We start from the raw sequence: 17,044 nt of genomic DNA, 5'->3' as shown, positions 1-17,044 counted from the left end.
GTAGTAAAATCTATTATAGGAGGGAAAGTATGTTATCGCTAAAAAATATAAAGAAGTCATATGTAACAGGTGAGTTTAAACAAATTGCTTTAGGTGGAGTAAGTTTAAATTTTAGAGAAAATGAATTTGTAGCTATACTAGGACCAAGTGGCTCAGGAAAAACTACTTGTTTGAATATTATTGGAGGATTAGATAAGTATGATAGTGGAGATTTAATCATTAATGGAGAATCCACTAGAGAATTTAAAGATTCCCATTGGGATGCTTATCGTAATAACAGCATAGGATTTGTTTTTCAAAGCTATAATTTAATAAGTCATTTAAGTATTTTAGATAATGTGGAAATGGGAATGACTTTGAGTGGAGTTTCAGCATCTGAAAAACATAAAAAAGCAGTAGAAGCTTTAGAAAGAGTTGGATTAAAGGATCATATACATAAAAGACCTAATCAGCTTTCAGGTGGACAAATGCAAAGAGTTGCTATAGCAAGAGCACTAGCAAATGATCCAGATATAATATTGGCTGATGAACCTACAGGGGCTTTAGATACTAAAACTAGTATTCAAATTATGGATCTTATAAAAGATATCGCAAAGGATAAACTTGTTATAATGGTGACACATAATCCAGAGCTTGCTAAAGAATATGCTGATAGAACAGTAGAATTTAGAGATGGAAATGTTATTTCTGATTCTAATCCATTAGAGGAAGAAAAAAGTAACAGTTCATATATTCTTAAAAAGACGAGCATGAGCTTTTTAACAGCTTTGAAACTGTCAGGAATGAATATTAGAACTAAAAAATGGAGAACATTTTTAACAGCTTTTGCATCTAGTATAGGAATTATAGGAATAGCTTTAATTTTATCACTTTCAAATGGATTTGATAAACAAATAGATATTTTTGAATCTGATACATTATCAGGATTTCCTATTATGATAAGTCAAAAAGCTGCTGAAGTAGATATAAATAGTATGATGGAACATAGTAAAGAAATGAAAAAAGAAATGTCTGGAGAGAAGGATTCAGAAGGCAAGTATCCAGATTCAAATGTAATTTATCCATATAATACTAAGGAAAATACTTTTATTCATAATAATAAGCTTACAGAAGAGTATGTAAATTATGTAGAAAAAATAGATAATAATCTATTGTCAGGAGTTTCATATACTCGCTTAGTAAATATGAATCTTTTAAAAAGTGATGGAAATGTTGCAACACCTGTAAGTGTTTCAGATTTAAATTTATCATCATATCCAATTAATTTAGATAAAAATACACCTGGATATTTAGAAACTTCATACAACTTACTTGCAGGTAAATATCCAGAAGGAATGTCAGATTTAGTTTTAGTTGTAGATGAATACAATAAGATAGATACAGCAATTTTAGATGCATTTGGAATAAATAGTGATAAAGAAGAAATGAGTTTTGATGATATTATAGGTCATGAACTTAAGGCTATATTAAATGATGATTATTATAAAAAGTTGGGTAATTATTTTACCCTATCTGGCAATCCTAAAGATATGAGTGAGTTATATAATAGTGATAGAGCAATTCCTCTTAAAATAACAGGAATATTAAGATTAAAGAAAGATGTAACTATACCTGTTTTACCATCAGGGATTGCGTATTCAGATGAGTTAAGTAAATATTTTATAGAAGATGCTAAAAATTCAGAGGTAGCAAAAGCTCAAGAAGTGTCAGATTATAATGTATTTACAGGAGAAAGTTTTGATATAAAAAGTAGCAGACCAGATTCAAATAACACTAAGGAAAATGCACTTGCATCAATAGGAGCAGTTGGTACTCCATATATGATAACTTTATATCCAAAGGATTTCACAACAAAGGAATCAGTAACTAACTATTTAGATAAATGGAATGAAGGAAAAGAAAAAGAGGATATGGTAATTTACAATGATATGGCTAGTACTTTTGTAAGTCTATCAGGAGGAATAATGGATGCTATAACAATGGTATTAATAGCATTTGCAGCAATATCTTTAGTAGTTTCATTAATAATGGTTGGAATTATAACATATATTTCAGTTCTTGAAAGAACAAAGGAAATAGGGGTTTTAAGGGCACTTGGAGCAAGAAAGAAAGATATAACTCGTGTATTTAACGCAGAAACTTTTATAGTTGGAAGTTGTTCTGGAATTTTGGGAATATTAGTTGCTTGGCTTTTAACTTTCCCTACTAATAGTATATTATATAAAATAACTGATTTAAAAGGAGTTGCAGTTCTTAACCCAGTGCATGCAATTATTTTAATAGTTATAAGTGTATGCTTAACTATGCTAGGTGGGTCTATACCTGCTAAAATGGCATCAAAAAAGGATCCAGTTGAAGCATTAAGAACAGAGTAATATAATTAAAGTATAGGCAAATACTATTATGGTATTTGCCTATAATTTTAACTATATTATAATATTTAAAGTATAGGAATTTTATTAGGGAGATTATAATGATTAATATATTAATAGTTGAGGATGATAAAAATTTAAGACGATTAATGGAAGTCTTTTTAAAACAAAATGGGTATGAGGTATTTTTAGCACAAGATGGAGAAAAAGCAATAGAAATTTTTGAAGATAAGCATATTAATTTAATTGTTTGTGATATTATGATGCCAAAGGTTAATGGATACCAATTAGTAAAAGATTTACGTAACTCTAATTATGATTTACCAATTTTAATGGTTACAGCTAAAGAAACTATAGAAGATAAAAGAAAGGGATTTTTAGTTGGGGTAGATGATTATATGGTAAAACCAATAGATTTAGATGAAATGATTTTAAGGGTAAAAGCATTACTACGAAGAGCAAAAATATCTAATGAACATAAATTAATAATTGGAGATGTAATTTTAGATAATAGCTCACTAACTGTAACAAGAAATAATAAAGTAATAGAGTTAGCTAAAAAGGAATTTTACTTATTATTTAAGTTATTAAGTTATCCAAAACAAATATTTACAAGAAATCAACTTATGGAAGAAATATGGGGAGTAGATATAGAAAGTGATGAAAGAACCGTTGATGTCCATATTAAGCGAATAAGAGAAAAACTAAGCGACTTTGATGAGTTTAAAATTGTAACAGTTAGAGGTTTGGGTTATAAAGCGGAGAAGAATATATGAGAAAGATATACAATTATTTTAGAAACACACTTCAAGGAAAAATAATAATATATTTTTTTACAACAATACTATTAAGTAATATCGTTACTTTCTTTATAGTTTCGCCAATAATAAATAAAAAGATTTCTGAAAATGGTCAGTGTTTAATTCCTGAAATTAATAAGTTTCATGGAGTTAAATTCTTAATATTAGGAATAAGCTTTATAATTTGTGTAACATCTTTATGCTTTATATCAACCATAGTTGTTAAGCAAATAAAGAAATTGACTAAGGCAACAAATGAAGTAGCAGAAGGAAACTTTGATATTTATTTAAAAACAAAAGAAAAAGATGAGATAGCGCAACTAATCTTTCATTTTAATGAAATGACAAAGAAGCTGAAAAATACGGCGTATATACAAAAAGACTTTGTAAATAACATTTCACATGAATTAAAAACTCCAATTGCGTCAATACAAGGTTTCGCTAAAATACTTAAGAATAATAATTTAAGTAATGAAGAAAGGGAAGAGTATTTAAATATCATAATTGAGGAGTCTAAAAGGCTTGAAAAGCTATCAAGTAATGTTCTTAGGATATCTAAGCTTGAAAACCAGGATATATTAGACAATCAAAATAAATTTTATTTAGATGAAAATATAAGGAAAGCAATTCTTTTATTACAAAATAAATGGATAGAAAAAAATATTGATTTTAATTTAGATTTGCCTGTTACTTATTATTATGGAGACGAAGAATTATTTTTACAGGTTTGGACCAATATAATAGAAAATGCAATTAAGTTTTCAAAAGATAGTTATACTATAAATATTTGGATAGAAAAAAGTATTGATTCTATAAAGGTATATATAAAAGACGAAGGGATTGGAATGAGTAAAGATGTAGTAAACTGCATATTTGATAAGTTTTATCAAGAAGATAATTCAAGAAGTGAATCAGGATATGGGCTTGGGCTCGCAATTGCTAAAAGAATAGTAGAACTTTCAAAAGGAAACATTCTTGTAGAAAGTGAATTAAATAAAGGAAGCACTTTTATTATAAGTTTAAGCAGAACCTAAGAAAATATTTTAGTTCATAAATATATGAGTTTTATTTATAAAAGCTATAACCTTAAAATGTAGTTATTTCTTTTGTTTTATAATATAATTACATTATAAAATTAAAATGATAAAGTAAGAGGGATATTAATGAAATCTTCACTAGTAAAAGATAGAAATGAGTTAACTAAAGCAGAAAATAAGATTTGTGATTATATAGAAGAATATATGAACAGTAGCATATACATGACAGTTACAGAAATAGCAAATAATTGTGGAGTGGGTGAAGCTACAGTTACTAGATTTTGTAGAAAGTTAGGATTTAGAAGCTTTTTAGAATTTAAAATGACTATGGCACAAGAATTTAAAAATAACGGATATAGTGATGAAGATATTGATGAAGAAGCATTATCTGAAAATGATTCTTTAAGTGCATTTATAAAGAAATTTTATGATACTAATATAAATTCTTTGGAAGAGACTCTAAAAAAAATAGATTATACAAAGATTGAAGAAGTATCAGATATATTAGTTAACGCAAAGAGGGTATTCTTTACGGGAGTTGGTCATTCTGGTGTAATTGCAGAAGATGCATATTATAAATTTATGAAAATAGGATTATCTTGCAATTGTTATAGAGATAGTCATACATTAGTGATGATGGCATCATTAATGCAAGAAGATGACGTTTTATTTATTATATCAAATAGTGGAAATACAGATGAAATAAATATAGCAGCAGAAGTTGCAAGAGAAAGTAATGTAAAAGTTATTTCAATTACTGAAAATTTATTATCTAAATTAGCAAGAGTAAGTGATTATGTTTTAAACTATACATATCAAGAAATGAAATTGGATATGGAATCCTTAGGAACTAAAGTATCACAAACTTTTTTAGTAGATTTAATATGTACTAACGTTATAAGAAAAAATAAGGAAGTAGCATTAGAATCTAAAAATAAAACTGATAAAGCTATTGAAAGATTAAACAAATAAAAAACGATGAGGAATTTAATTCTTCATCGTTTTTTATTGTAAAAATTCTTCAAACTGCTGAATGTTATTTTCAAAAAAATAGAAAAAAGTTTTCAAAAAGTATTGATGAAAAGGTTCAACGGTGATAATATTAAATAAATAATCTAGAAAAATTAAACATTTAAGTAAAAAATGAGAAGTTTAAATTTTAGTTCTGCAGACTAATATTATAAATTTTATAAAGTAGACATAATATGAAATCTTCATAATACAAAAGAAGCTATTTTGAAGCTATGATTAAAATAATATTAAAAGGGGAGAGATATATGAAAAAGTCTACAAAAAAAATAATATGCTTTTTAATTGGAATAGTAGTTGTATTAGGAGTATTTTCTGGAAATGTATATGCTAATTCAGTTGCAAAGTATAAGGGGAGTAGTGTTGCAGACAGTATAAATTGTAATATACCAGAAGAACTTAAAGAGGAAAATACACCTGATTTAGATTTGATGTATATGATTTATTTAGAGAACAAAGATGGTGGAAGAATTTATCAAGAATTTCCTGATGGGACAACAAGAAGTATGGGAAATGTAATAAGAGCTGGAAAATACCCAACGAATTCTTCAGCAGGATTTTGGGCATCACATTATGATGCTGCTAATGATGGGACTCATTCATGTATTACAGCTTCGGCATCAAACAATGTACATGTTAGAGTAGGTCCAAATGAAAGTTATGATCCCATAAAAGCTGCGGAAATAACCAAAGAGTCAGTTCCAAGCCTTTCACCTGCAGATATAGAAGCAGCAGGTGTTTGGATGCCTAAACAATTTACTATAGGAACGGAAGATGATTATGTTTATTCAGAAATAAATAATCCATCAAAGTTTACAGATAGCATAATATATACAGACATACTTGGAGGAAATGAGATATTTGGAGGAGAAAGTGGTGCCTTTGTAGGAAACCCTGTACAATTCTTAGATAATGACGGTGAATGGAAATCTTTAGATTACTACTATAATGGAAGTTATGATAAACCTATTCCAGAAGATCTAAGAATAGTAGTAAGTAAACCTTCAATATCTATTGGATCACCTGTTAGTATTGAATTTGAAAATTGGGCAGCTGGTGATACTGTAAATGGTGAATATAAAGAAGCAAATGGAAGAGTATTATTAAATTATGAAGATGGAACTAGTAAACATATAGCAGATATAATTCAAAGAGTAAGAGGAACTGGGCGATTTGGTGGAAGTGAATATTCACATGTAGGAACTTTTAGGGCAAGTCATCCAGGAGTTATATGCTTATCTACATCTCCAAAGGTAGGGAAAACAAATTGGGGTAAGTATATTGATTATTCTGGGGGAATTCAATTAGTGCCAGCAAACCATGCTAAATTCTTATGTTATAATGTGGATCAAAAATCATTTGTAGATGGAGCCTATTCACAGCAACCTCATTATGGAATAATAGCAAGTATTGGATCCACTAAGGAAGAACTGTATAACCCAGAATATGCTCCTAATGGGGAAGTTACATTTGATCCTATTTTAGAGGCAGTAGCTCCACTTTATTCTCAGTATTTAAAACCTAAATATATAGACGGAGATAAAGAAAATAGTACTATGTTTGTCGTATCAGAAGACTTTGGAGAAAGCTGGCAGGAATGTCCTACAATAATGGGATTGACTGGATTTAAAAATCATTCATCATCATTTGAAGAATCACCAGTTGCAAATTGGACAAATATAAAGATAAATTTAAAATATTAATTATGTAGATGGGGTGAGGAATATGGAGAATAAATTAAGGGGTAAGATATTAGTAGGATCAGCTTTATTACTATCAAGCATGGTATTTGCATCTTTTTCACAAAATAAATTAGCTTATGCAGATGAGGTAAGTATTAAAGAAAATATAGATATTAAAAATAATGAAAATATACAAATTAATGAAGAGGATTTAGATAAAGAGTTAAGTGACAGTGAATTAAAAATAATGTTTCCAGATGAAAATTTAAGAGAAGTAATAGTTAGAACAGCTACTTATACTATTTATAGTAATCCTCAAGATATACCAGATATAAAGTCTAATAAAATTACTTTAAGAAAGTTACAGTCTATAAAGTATTTGTTAGCTACAGAAGAAGGAATAGAATCTATACAAGGTATATCCTATTTACCTAGTTTATTAGAAGTAAATTTAGATGGAAACTATATAAGTGATATACCAGAAGAAATAATTAAATTAGAGAGCTTAGATAAACTTATTCTTTCAAGAAATAAATTAAATGAGATACCAACATATATAGGTAATATTAAAAAACTTCGTTGGCTTGATATTTCTAAGAATTCATTAACATCAATACCAGGCGAAATTGGAAATATTGTGACATTAGATAGACTAGATATTTCTCAAAATAATATTACTAATATACCATCAGAAGTAAATAATTTAAAAAATCTTATAAGATTACTTGCGTACGATAATGAACTAACAAGTTTCCCGAAAGATATAGTAGGATTGCCAGCTTTAAGAGAATTAAATATATTTAATAATAATATTACAGAGCTATATGATAATATAGGATCTTTCCCATCTCTTATGTATTTAAGAGTAGGTAACAATAAATTAACATGCTTACCAGAAAGCATAGGGAATTTAAAAAATTTATTTACATTAGGAGCAAATAATAATCAGTTAACTTATATTCCTAACAATATAGAGAGCTTAAGTAAATTAACAGAAATAAATGTATCAAATAATAAATTAGATGTATTACCAGAAAATATAGGTAATCTAAAATCTTTAAAGGAATTGAATGTAAGCCACAATAATTTAAGTAAATTACCAAGCTTAGCTAATGCAACTAATTTAAAAACTATATATATATCAAAAAATAATATAACTAATATTGATGCAAATCTATTACCAGCATCATTACAATATATAGACCTATCAGGGAATCTATTAAGAGAAATCCCTATACTAGCCAGTATTAAACATTTGGATTTAGCTTTTAATGAAATTGAAGAAATTCCAGAAGAAATAAATAAAATGACCTCAGCTTCATATTTAGGGTTAAATGGAAATAGGATAAAGGTTTTACCTAGTACTATAGGAGATATGGTGACTTTGACAGGAATAAATCTAAGTAATAATAATTTAGAGAATCTGCCAACGGAATTTGGAAATTTAGTGAATTTACAAGGATTATATCTTAATAATAATTTATTATTGGAGCTTCCAAAAACATTAGGAGGTATTAAAGCTCTTAGATTTCTTGAAGTGGAAAATAATAGATTAACAGTAATACCTAAAGAAATATCATCTATTGAAAAACTGAAAAAGGTTAATATAATTAATAATTATATTTCTAAATTAGAGTTTAATGATAAAGTAAGTGTTTTATCAAAAGGAAATTTCATTGATAATATGGAAGATCAATTAAGCTTAGAGAAAAAATCAAATAAAAAGATTGATTTTAAAATAGGAGAGGAAATAAATTTATTAGATTATATAGAAGTTAAAGGTGGAGATAGAAATTTACCTATAGAAATAATGGAAATTGAAGATATATCTAATAAAAATTTCTTTAAACAAGGAAGTAATTCTACTAGTATAATTGGAGAAAAGAAGGAAAATGGTAAAGTTATAATAAGGATTAAAAATTCACTTGGAGAAATCTCTAAAGAAACCTTGGAAGTAAGGATAAAAAATAAATAAAAGTAATAAAGGAACCTAACTAAAATTTAGGTTCCTTTATTTATAGAAAAATATTTTCAAAATAAATGAAAAAATATTTCAAAAAAGTGTTGATAATATAATTTTACGATGCTAAAATTATATTAGAGGAAAAAATAACCAAAGGGGAGGGTTAAATATGGATTTAATTAAGTCATTAAATAAAAAGGAAATATCACTTATAGTAAGTCTTCCGAAAAATGACGTAGAATTAGCAAAATCAGCATTATTAGCTGGGGCAGATGTGTTAAAGGTTCATATAAATGTTGAGCATAGGGCTAGTAAAACAAAATTCGGATCTTTAAATGAGGAATTAGATATAATTAGAAAAATAGTTTCTCTTTGTAGAGAATATGATAAGCCTATAGGAATTGTAGCTGGAGGAAATGATAAAATTCCAATGACAGAAATACAAGGAATATTAAATGAAGGTTTTAATTTTATATCATTATATGATAAGCATATGAATCCTTTGATATTAAATAAAGACATATATAAAATGGTGGCGATAGATGATAATTACAAATTAGAATATGTAAAAGAATATGATAATTTACCTATAGATATATTAGAATGTTCAATAATGGATCCCAAAACCTATGGAGATGAACTTACAGTAAGAGAAATATTACAATATCAATCAATTCGAAGTACAACTTCAAAACCTATAGTTATACCTACACAAAGAAATATAACACCAGAACAATCTTTAATATTACAAGAAATGGGTATTAATGCAATAATGATTGGAGCAATAGTAACAGGTAATACTAAAGATTCTATTCATGAAGCAACATTAAAATTTAGAGAAACAATAGATAATTTTAATAATGTGAGGAATTGTAATGAAAAATAATAAAATACTGTATGTTCCATTAGATGATAGACCAGTTAATTTAATGATAGTTAAGCAATTAGCTAATTTAGCAGAATTAGAAATTAAAACACCTATTAAAGAAGATTTAGGATGCTTTTTAAAAGAAGGAAATGTGAATTCAATAAAGAAATGGATTAATACAGAAAAGTGTGACTCTTTAATAATATCATTAGACATGTTGTTATATGGAGGATTGATAGCATCTAGAACAGATAAAAGGTCTGTTGAAGAAGCGATGGATATATTAAAATTTCTAAAAGCTTATAAAAAGGAAAATAGAGATACAAAAATATATGCATTTTCAAATATTATGAGGTTATCAATATCTGTTTCAAGTAATGAGAGTCAAATATGGTGGGATAAAATAAATAAATATAATGAATTAAGATATAGGGTTGAGTCATTAAAAGAAACAAATCTAGAGACTGACTTAAATAAAATTAAATCAGAAATACCAAAAGAAATTTTAAATACTTATTTAAGAACAAGGGAAAGAAATCATAATATTAACATGGAGGCTATAGAACTTGTAAATGATGGAATAATTGATTTTTTGATACTTTCACAAGAAGATTGTTCTAAGTATGGATTGCATTTAATAGAACATGAAAGGCTTCATGATAAAATAAATAAACACAAATTAAGAGATAAAATATATGTTTATCCTGGAGCAGATGAAATTGGACAAATTCTTATTAGCAAATATGTAAACGATATAAATGAATTTAGCCCTAAAGTTTATGTAGATTTTGATAATAAGGAAGATGAAGATATAATTCCAAAATTTGAAGATAGGTCTCTTAAAGTAAATATTATTGAGCATTTAAAAAGTACTAATGTAAGAATTGTAGATGATTATAAAAATTGTGATTATATACTTGCTGTAACAACTCCTAATATACCATATATAGATATGGCTTCAGATAATTTAAATTATTATAATAAAAAATCTATAATTGATGATTTCATAACTAGAATTAAAAAATATATAAGTTTAGGAAAAAAAGTATCAATTGCAGATTTATCTTTTTCAAATGGTGGAGATGAATATCTTATAAAAAGGTTAAAGGAAGAGGATTTATTATTAAAAGTAGTTTCATATGGAGCATGGAATACAGCTGGTAACGCAATGGGAACTTCTATAGCTCATGGAAATATTATTTCTAATATAAGTTCAAAGGGGTATTTAAACTTTAAAAAATCCTTTGAGAGTCTTAAGTTTTTAATAGAGAGATATTGTGATGATTTTATGTATCAAAGCATTATAAGAAGTAAAGCAAATAAAGAGGTATTAAAAGAAGGTTTAAGTATTTTCAATATGAATAGTCGAGTTGAAAAAATAGATAACTTTGTTGAAGGTTCATTAAATAAAATGCTTGAGTTATATTTTAATAAAAATATAGTTAACTACTTAGAAGTAAAGGGATATATTGAAGATTTAAAAATAGATGCAAAGTTACCTTGGAATAGAACTTTTGAAGTTGAATGTGAAGTTACTATTAAATTTAAGGAGGAATGATATGAATATTCAGGGATATAAAAGTTGTGATATTTTAATTATCGGTGGTGGTCCTTCAGGAATTATTGCAGCAAAGGCAGCTGCGTCAGATGGAAATAAAGTAACTTTAATTGAAAGAGGGGGATATTTAGGTGGATGTGCCACTAAATCCTTGGTTATTCCTTTAATGACTTTTCATGCAGGAAAAAAGCAAATAGTAATGGGATATGCAAATGAGCTTATTGAAAGAATAAAACAAAATGGAGGTACAATAGGTCATATAGAAGACACACTTGGAGTAGCAGCTACAGTTACACCTATAGAAACAGAAATTTATAAATATGTGGCTCAGGAGTACTTATTGGAATCAGGAGTAGAAATTTTATATCATACTGAAGCATTAGATGTGAAAGTTGAAGAAGGAAATATAAAATCAGTACTTACAAAAACAAGATCTGGGGTATACGAAATAGAAGCTAAATATTATATAGATGCTACTGGAGATGGAGAAATAGCATATCTTTCTGGAAATGAAATGAAAATAGGTAGAGAAAAAGATGGCAAATGTCAGCCTATGACCATGATGTTTAAGGTTAGTAATGTAGATATTGAAGAAGTAATTAAATATGTTGAAGAAAATAAAAATGAATTTGTAATAGGAGAAAATATAAAAAGTTTTAAAGAATCAAAAAGAATTGCAATCTCAGGATTTTTTTCTAAAGTAGCAGAAGCTTCAAAAAATGGAGATTTTACTATAAATAGAGATCGAGTTCTATTCTTTGAATTGAATAGAAGGGGAGAAGTTGCAGTGAACATGAGCAGAGTTATAAATAAGATATCAGTTAGAGATTTTGATTTATCTGAGGCTACTATAGAAGGTAGAAGACAGGTAACTGAAATATACAACTTTTTAAAAAAGTATATACCTGGATTTAAGAACTCTATATTAGTTCAATCTGGGGATGAAATAGGGGTTAGGGAGTCTAGAAGATTAGTTGGTCAATATGAATTAACAGAAAAAGATATTATTTCAAGAAAAATATTTAAAGATACAATAGCTCTTGGAAGTTGGCCAATAGATATTCACGATCCAGATGGTAAGGAATTAGATTTAATGGAAATGAAAATAGGTGATTATTATGGAATACCATATAGATCATTAATACCTACAAAAATAAATAATTTAATTGTCACAGGAAGAGCAATAAGTACAAATCATGAGGCATTAGCATCAATGAGAGTTTCGCCAATATGCATGGCTTTAGGACAAGCAGCTGGAATAGCAGCTAAAATATGCTTAAAATATAAGAAAACCTTTAGTGAGTTAAATTATAAGGACTTAAAAACAGAACTATTAAATAGTGGTCAAGTTATAGAATAAAATACTTTATTGAATACAATTAGGTAGATTATAAAGTATAAAGGGTGTGATATATGAGAGAATCAGATAAATTTATATAATAAAAATGACGTAATGAGATTTGACCTTGCTTTTATTAAATGCAATTATAAAAAATAATTTAAAAGGGGAATGAAATATGGGGAATTTTTTTAATATTCAAGTTATTCTTATAATATTAGTTTTTGCTGTATGCACGGGTCTTATGGTAGCTAAAAAGTTACCGACACTTATAGCACTGCCACTATTAGGAGTTATAATAGCGGTAATTGCAGGAGTTCCATTTATGACTCCAGCAGAAGAGGGTGGACAAACTCTGATGGGCCATGTAATAGGAGCTGGATCAGTTAGACTAGCAGGGACTATGATGGCAGTTATTTTTGGAGCTATGTTTGCAAAAGTTATTCAGAAACAAGGGGTATCTAATACTATAATTAGAAAAGCAGCAGAGCTTGCTGGTGATAAGCCTTTAGCTATAGCATTTGTTTTAACGGCAGCTTGCGCAATAGTATTTTCAGCTTTAGGTGGAGCAGGAGCAGTAATAATGGTTGCAACAATAGTAATTCCGCTTATGTTATCAGCTGGAATAAAGCCAAAGGTTGCAGCAGGATCGTTTCTTATGGGGTTAGGTCTTGGAGGATTATTTAATGTTGCTAATTATAAATTTTATGTTGATGCAATAGGAATGGATATGGAGCTTGTAAAGTCTACATCATTAGTATTAGGATTGATTTCTACTGTAGTTACAATTGCATATATATTGATTAATGTTAAAAATAAGAGTGTAAGAAGTACATGGGCAATGCCAAGTAGCAGCTTTGAAACAAAGACACATGAGGATGTAAATATATTTGCATTAATATCACCATTACTTCCAATAGTATTAGTATTTTTCTTTAAATTTAGTACAGAATTTTCATTGATAATTTCTGTTATATATACAATTTTAGTAACTAAGCCATCACAAATAATTCAAATTATAACTAGTTCACTTGTGGAAGGAATTCAGGATGTAGCAGGAGTTATAGGATTGATGATGGGAATTGGTATATTATTAAATGGGGTATCTGCAACTGCAACAATAGCATTAATGCAACCTCTTATAGGAGCTATATTACCTACCTCACCAATATCATATGTAATAATATTTACTATAGCATCACCACTTGCATTATATAGAGGACCTCTTAATTTATATGGTTTAGGATCAGGTATAGGAAATGTTATGCTAGCAGCTGGAACATTAAGTCCTGCAGCAATAGGAATGGCTTTAAGATCAACAGGGGTTGTACAAGGAGTATCAGACCCAACAAATACTCACAATGTAATTGTTGCAGATTTTGCAAAAGTAGATGTTAATGCAGTATTAAAGTCTACACTTCCATATACTGTTATAATAACATGTTTATCATTAATTTATACGGCGATAGTGATATTTTAACAAATAAATATTAGATTAATTTAAGGAAATAAAAAGGTGCGTTAAATTCGCACCTTTATTATAAAATTCATCAGGAGGGAAATATAATGGGCAAAAAGGTGAGAATTGGAATAGATGTTGGTGGAACATTTACAGATGCTGTAGTAATTGATAACAATAGTTATGAAGTAATAGGAAAAGCAAAAATACCTACAACTCATCATGAAAAAGAAGGAGTTGCAAAAGGAGTAATACAAGTTATAAATAAAGTTTTAGAAGAAAATAATATTTCTCCTGATGATGTAGTTTTTATAGCTCATGGAACAACTCAAGCAACTAACGCTTTATTAGAAGGTGATGTTGCAAAGGTTGGTATAATTGGAATGGGAAAAGGGATAGAAGGTGAAAGAGCTAAGAATGAAACTAGGGTTGGTAATATAGAATTATCTATAGGAAAATATTTATACACAGAACATAGATATATGGATTCAGGGAACATAACATCGGATTATGTAAGAAATTATGTAAATCAGCTTAAAGAAAATGGAGCAGAAGTAATTGTTGCATCAGAAAGCTATTCTGTTGATAATCCGGAAAATGAAAAATTTGTAATAGAAGAAGCTATAAAAGATGGAGCATATGCAACTGGAGGATATGAAATATCACAATTATATGGACTAAGAGCTAGAACTAGAACTGCAGTAGTAAATGGAGCATTAATTCCTAAAATGATGGAAACTGCAAATATGACAGAGACTTCAGTAAAAAATGCAAATATAAAAAAGCCTCTTATGATAATGAGATGTGATGGCGGGGTAATGACAATTGATGAAGTAAGAAAAAGACCAATACTTACTATGCTATCAGGATTAGCAGCTGGCGTTGCAGGGGCATTGATGTATGAGAAGGTTTCAGACGGAATATTCTTTGAAGTTGGAGGAACATCTACAGATATCTCTGTTATAAAAGATGGTAAAGTGATGATTAAAAATTCACAGGTTGGGGGACATAAACTTTATTTGAGATCTTTAGATGTTAGAACTTTAGGGATTGCTGGTGGAAGCATGATTGTAATTGAAAATAATAAAATAGTAGATGTAGGACCAAGAAGTGCGCATATAGCAGAAAAGGAATATGAGATATTTGCAAGTAAAAATGAGATATCTAATCCAAAACTTATTTATATATCTCCAAGGCCAGAAGATAAATGTAATTATGTAGCTATTAATTGTGATAATGGAAAAAGCTTTGCTTTAACTTTAGCAGGTGCAGCAAATATTTTAGGATATGTACCAGATAATGATTATGCAAAAGGAAATATAATAGAAGGAAGAAAAGCTTGGGAGGTTATAGCTAAAGAAGTAAATATGTCTGTAGAGGAAGCTGCAACAAAAGTTATGGATATAGCTATAGGGAAAGTGAAAAAAATAGTTGATGAATTAATTGCAGAATATAAATTAAATAAATCTATAATAAAGCTTGTTGGAGGTGGTGGATCAGCATCTATAATTACTCCATATCTTTCAGAAGTCATGGGTGTAAAGTTTAATATAGCAAAAAATGCTCCATATATCTCTACAATAGGAGTAGCTTTAGCTTTAGTTAGAGAGCAAATAGAAAGAAGTGTTATAAACCCAACAGAAGAAGATATAAGAAAAATTAGAATGGATATATTTGAAGCAGTTGTAAAATCTGGAGCAAATCCAGATACTGTAGAAATCACTGTAGATGTAGATGCTAAAAAAAATATTTTAAGGGCATCTGCAACAGGAGCAACAGAACTTAGAACTAAAGAGATTGGTGCAGAGAAAAAATCAAAGGATGAGCTTATAAATGTTGTATGCGATTCAACTGGAATATCAAAGGAGAACATTAATTTAATTGGTGAGACAGGAAGATGGAGCATATTTAAATGTATTGAAACTACTAAAAAGCTATTTGGATTAATATCAAGTAAAAAAGAAAAAATAAGAGTTATTGATGAAGACGGGGTAATAAGATTGCAGAAGGATAAAGGAAAGTTATTGTTTTGTACAAAGAATGAAATCTATAAAAATTATAGCACCTTTATAGATGAAAATACTTTATTCACAGATGCAGGAGCTCAACTGCCAAAGGTGTATATACTATTTAAACAAAAGCTTATAGATTTATCAGGCATTATTGATAAAGATCAATTATTATCATTAACTAATTTAGAAATAGAGCTTTTAGATGAGGATACCAAAATAGGAGTATTAGCAACTCAAGAAATTTAGAGGATTATTATATGAAAAATTTATATTTTTTAACTGATGAAATATTATCCTTATTGGAACTTAAAGAAGATAGACTATTCCGTAAGATACCCAAAGAAAAATTAAATTATTATATTTATGAAGCTAATAAAATAGGAAGGGATATTGCAAGTAAATATAAAAATGAGGATATAGACTCACTTTTAAAAAATAATGGAGTAGTTGTATTAGTAAAGGATAATTGTGAGTCTAAAAATCTAGATATTAGAGGGGAAATAATATTTGATGAAAAAGAAAGACAAATAATAATTTATAAAAATTCTATGGAGCAAATAGTAGAAATATTAAAAATATATGGATTTAATATTTCTAAAAAAGAAGTATATAAAATTCATTTAGCACATGAATTTTATCATTTCCTAGAATATATAAATGACCAAAATACTAATAATTTATTAGACAAAATAGATATAACTTTACTAGGAGTTATTAAAAGAAAAGCAACAATACTAAAAGTTAGAGAAATAGCAGCTCATGCATTTTGTAAAGAGTTATTAAATTTAAATTTTCATCCTAAAATATTAGATTATATATATTTAATAGAAAATAAAAAAATTAACCTAAAAGAATTTAGAGTTTATATAAAAGAATTAGAGCTAAAATATCTAAAAGAATAAAATTAAAATATATAGATATTAAT

The 17,044-nt window shown here is 27.9% G+C and carries 12 protein-coding genes; all 12 read left to right on the top strand.

From position 1 onward, the window contains the following. Positions 1-29: 29 nt before the first annotated feature. The 12 genes from ACZJV1_RS12710 to ACZJV1_RS12655 all read left to right on the top strand — a co-directional run bounded on the left by ACZJV1_RS12710 (position 30) and on the right by ACZJV1_RS12655 (position 17,021). Entirely contained in the window at positions 30-2,375 is a 2,346-nt protein-coding gene (locus ACZJV1_RS12710; protein WP_463650361.1) for an ABC transporter ATP-binding protein/permease, read from the top strand. Between the two features lie 98 nt (positions 2,376-2,473). Continuing rightward, positions 2,474-3,148: a response regulator transcription factor gene (locus tag ACZJV1_RS12705; protein ID WP_463650360.1), complete on the top strand. Its 675-nt coding sequence runs from the start codon at positions 2,474-2,476 to the stop codon at positions 3,146-3,148. Further along, a complete protein-coding gene (locus ACZJV1_RS12700) occupies positions 3,145-4,206 on the top strand; it encodes a HAMP domain-containing sensor histidine kinase (protein WP_463650359.1) in 1,062 nt (353 codons plus the stop codon). Before ACZJV1_RS12705 ends, ACZJV1_RS12700 begins: the two co-directional genes overlap by 4 nt. 129 nt (positions 4,207-4,335) lie before the next feature. Then, complete coding sequence (locus ACZJV1_RS12695; protein ID WP_463650358.1) at positions 4,336-5,181, top strand: MurR/RpiR family transcriptional regulator; 846 nt, start codon at positions 4,336-4,338, stop codon at positions 5,179-5,181. A 305-nt stretch (positions 5,182-5,486) separates the two neighbouring features. After that, entirely contained in the window at positions 5,487-6,941 is a 1,455-nt protein-coding gene (locus ACZJV1_RS12690; protein WP_463650357.1) for a hypothetical protein, read from the top strand. 22 nt (positions 6,942-6,963) lie between these two features. Beyond that, entirely contained in the window at positions 6,964-8,895 is a 1,932-nt protein-coding gene (locus ACZJV1_RS12685; RefSeq protein ID WP_463650356.1) for a leucine-rich repeat domain-containing protein, read from the top strand. A 157-nt stretch (positions 8,896-9,052) separates the two neighbouring features. After that, complete coding sequence (locus tag ACZJV1_RS12680) at positions 9,053-9,769, top strand: hypothetical protein (protein ID WP_463650355.1); 717 nt, start codon at positions 9,053-9,055, stop codon at positions 9,767-9,769. After that, positions 9,759-11,309 (top strand): DUF4127 family protein, encoded by a 1,551-nt coding sequence (locus tag ACZJV1_RS12675; RefSeq protein ID WP_463650354.1) that lies wholly within the window; start codon positions 9,759-9,761, stop codon positions 11,307-11,309. Before ACZJV1_RS12680 ends, ACZJV1_RS12675 begins: the two co-directional genes overlap by 11 nt. Position 11,310: 1 nt before the next feature. After that, positions 11,311-12,669 carry an FAD-dependent oxidoreductase gene (locus ACZJV1_RS12670; RefSeq protein ID WP_463650353.1) on the top strand — a complete coding sequence of 453 codons (1,359 nt, stop codon included), beginning with the start codon at positions 11,311-11,313 and terminating at the stop codon, positions 12,667-12,669. Between the two features lie 157 nt (positions 12,670-12,826). After that, positions 12,827-14,128, top strand: a complete 1,302-nt coding sequence (locus ACZJV1_RS12665; protein WP_463650352.1) for a transporter — start codon at positions 12,827-12,829, stop codon at positions 14,126-14,128. An 86-nt stretch (positions 14,129-14,214) separates the two neighbouring features. Continuing rightward, complete coding sequence (locus tag ACZJV1_RS12660; protein WP_463650351.1) at positions 14,215-16,365, top strand: hydantoinase/oxoprolinase family protein; 2,151 nt, start codon at positions 14,215-14,217, stop codon at positions 16,363-16,365. A gap of 11 nt (positions 16,366-16,376) precedes the next feature. After that, complete coding sequence (locus ACZJV1_RS12655) at positions 16,377-17,021, top strand: hypothetical protein (protein WP_463650350.1); 645 nt, start codon at positions 16,377-16,379, stop codon at positions 17,019-17,021. The last annotated feature ends 23 nt before the right edge of the window (positions 17,022-17,044 follow it).

Source organism: Clostridium sp. LS3 (assembly GCF_055330225.1).
This window is presented reverse-complemented; position numbering and strand designations above follow the sequence as displayed.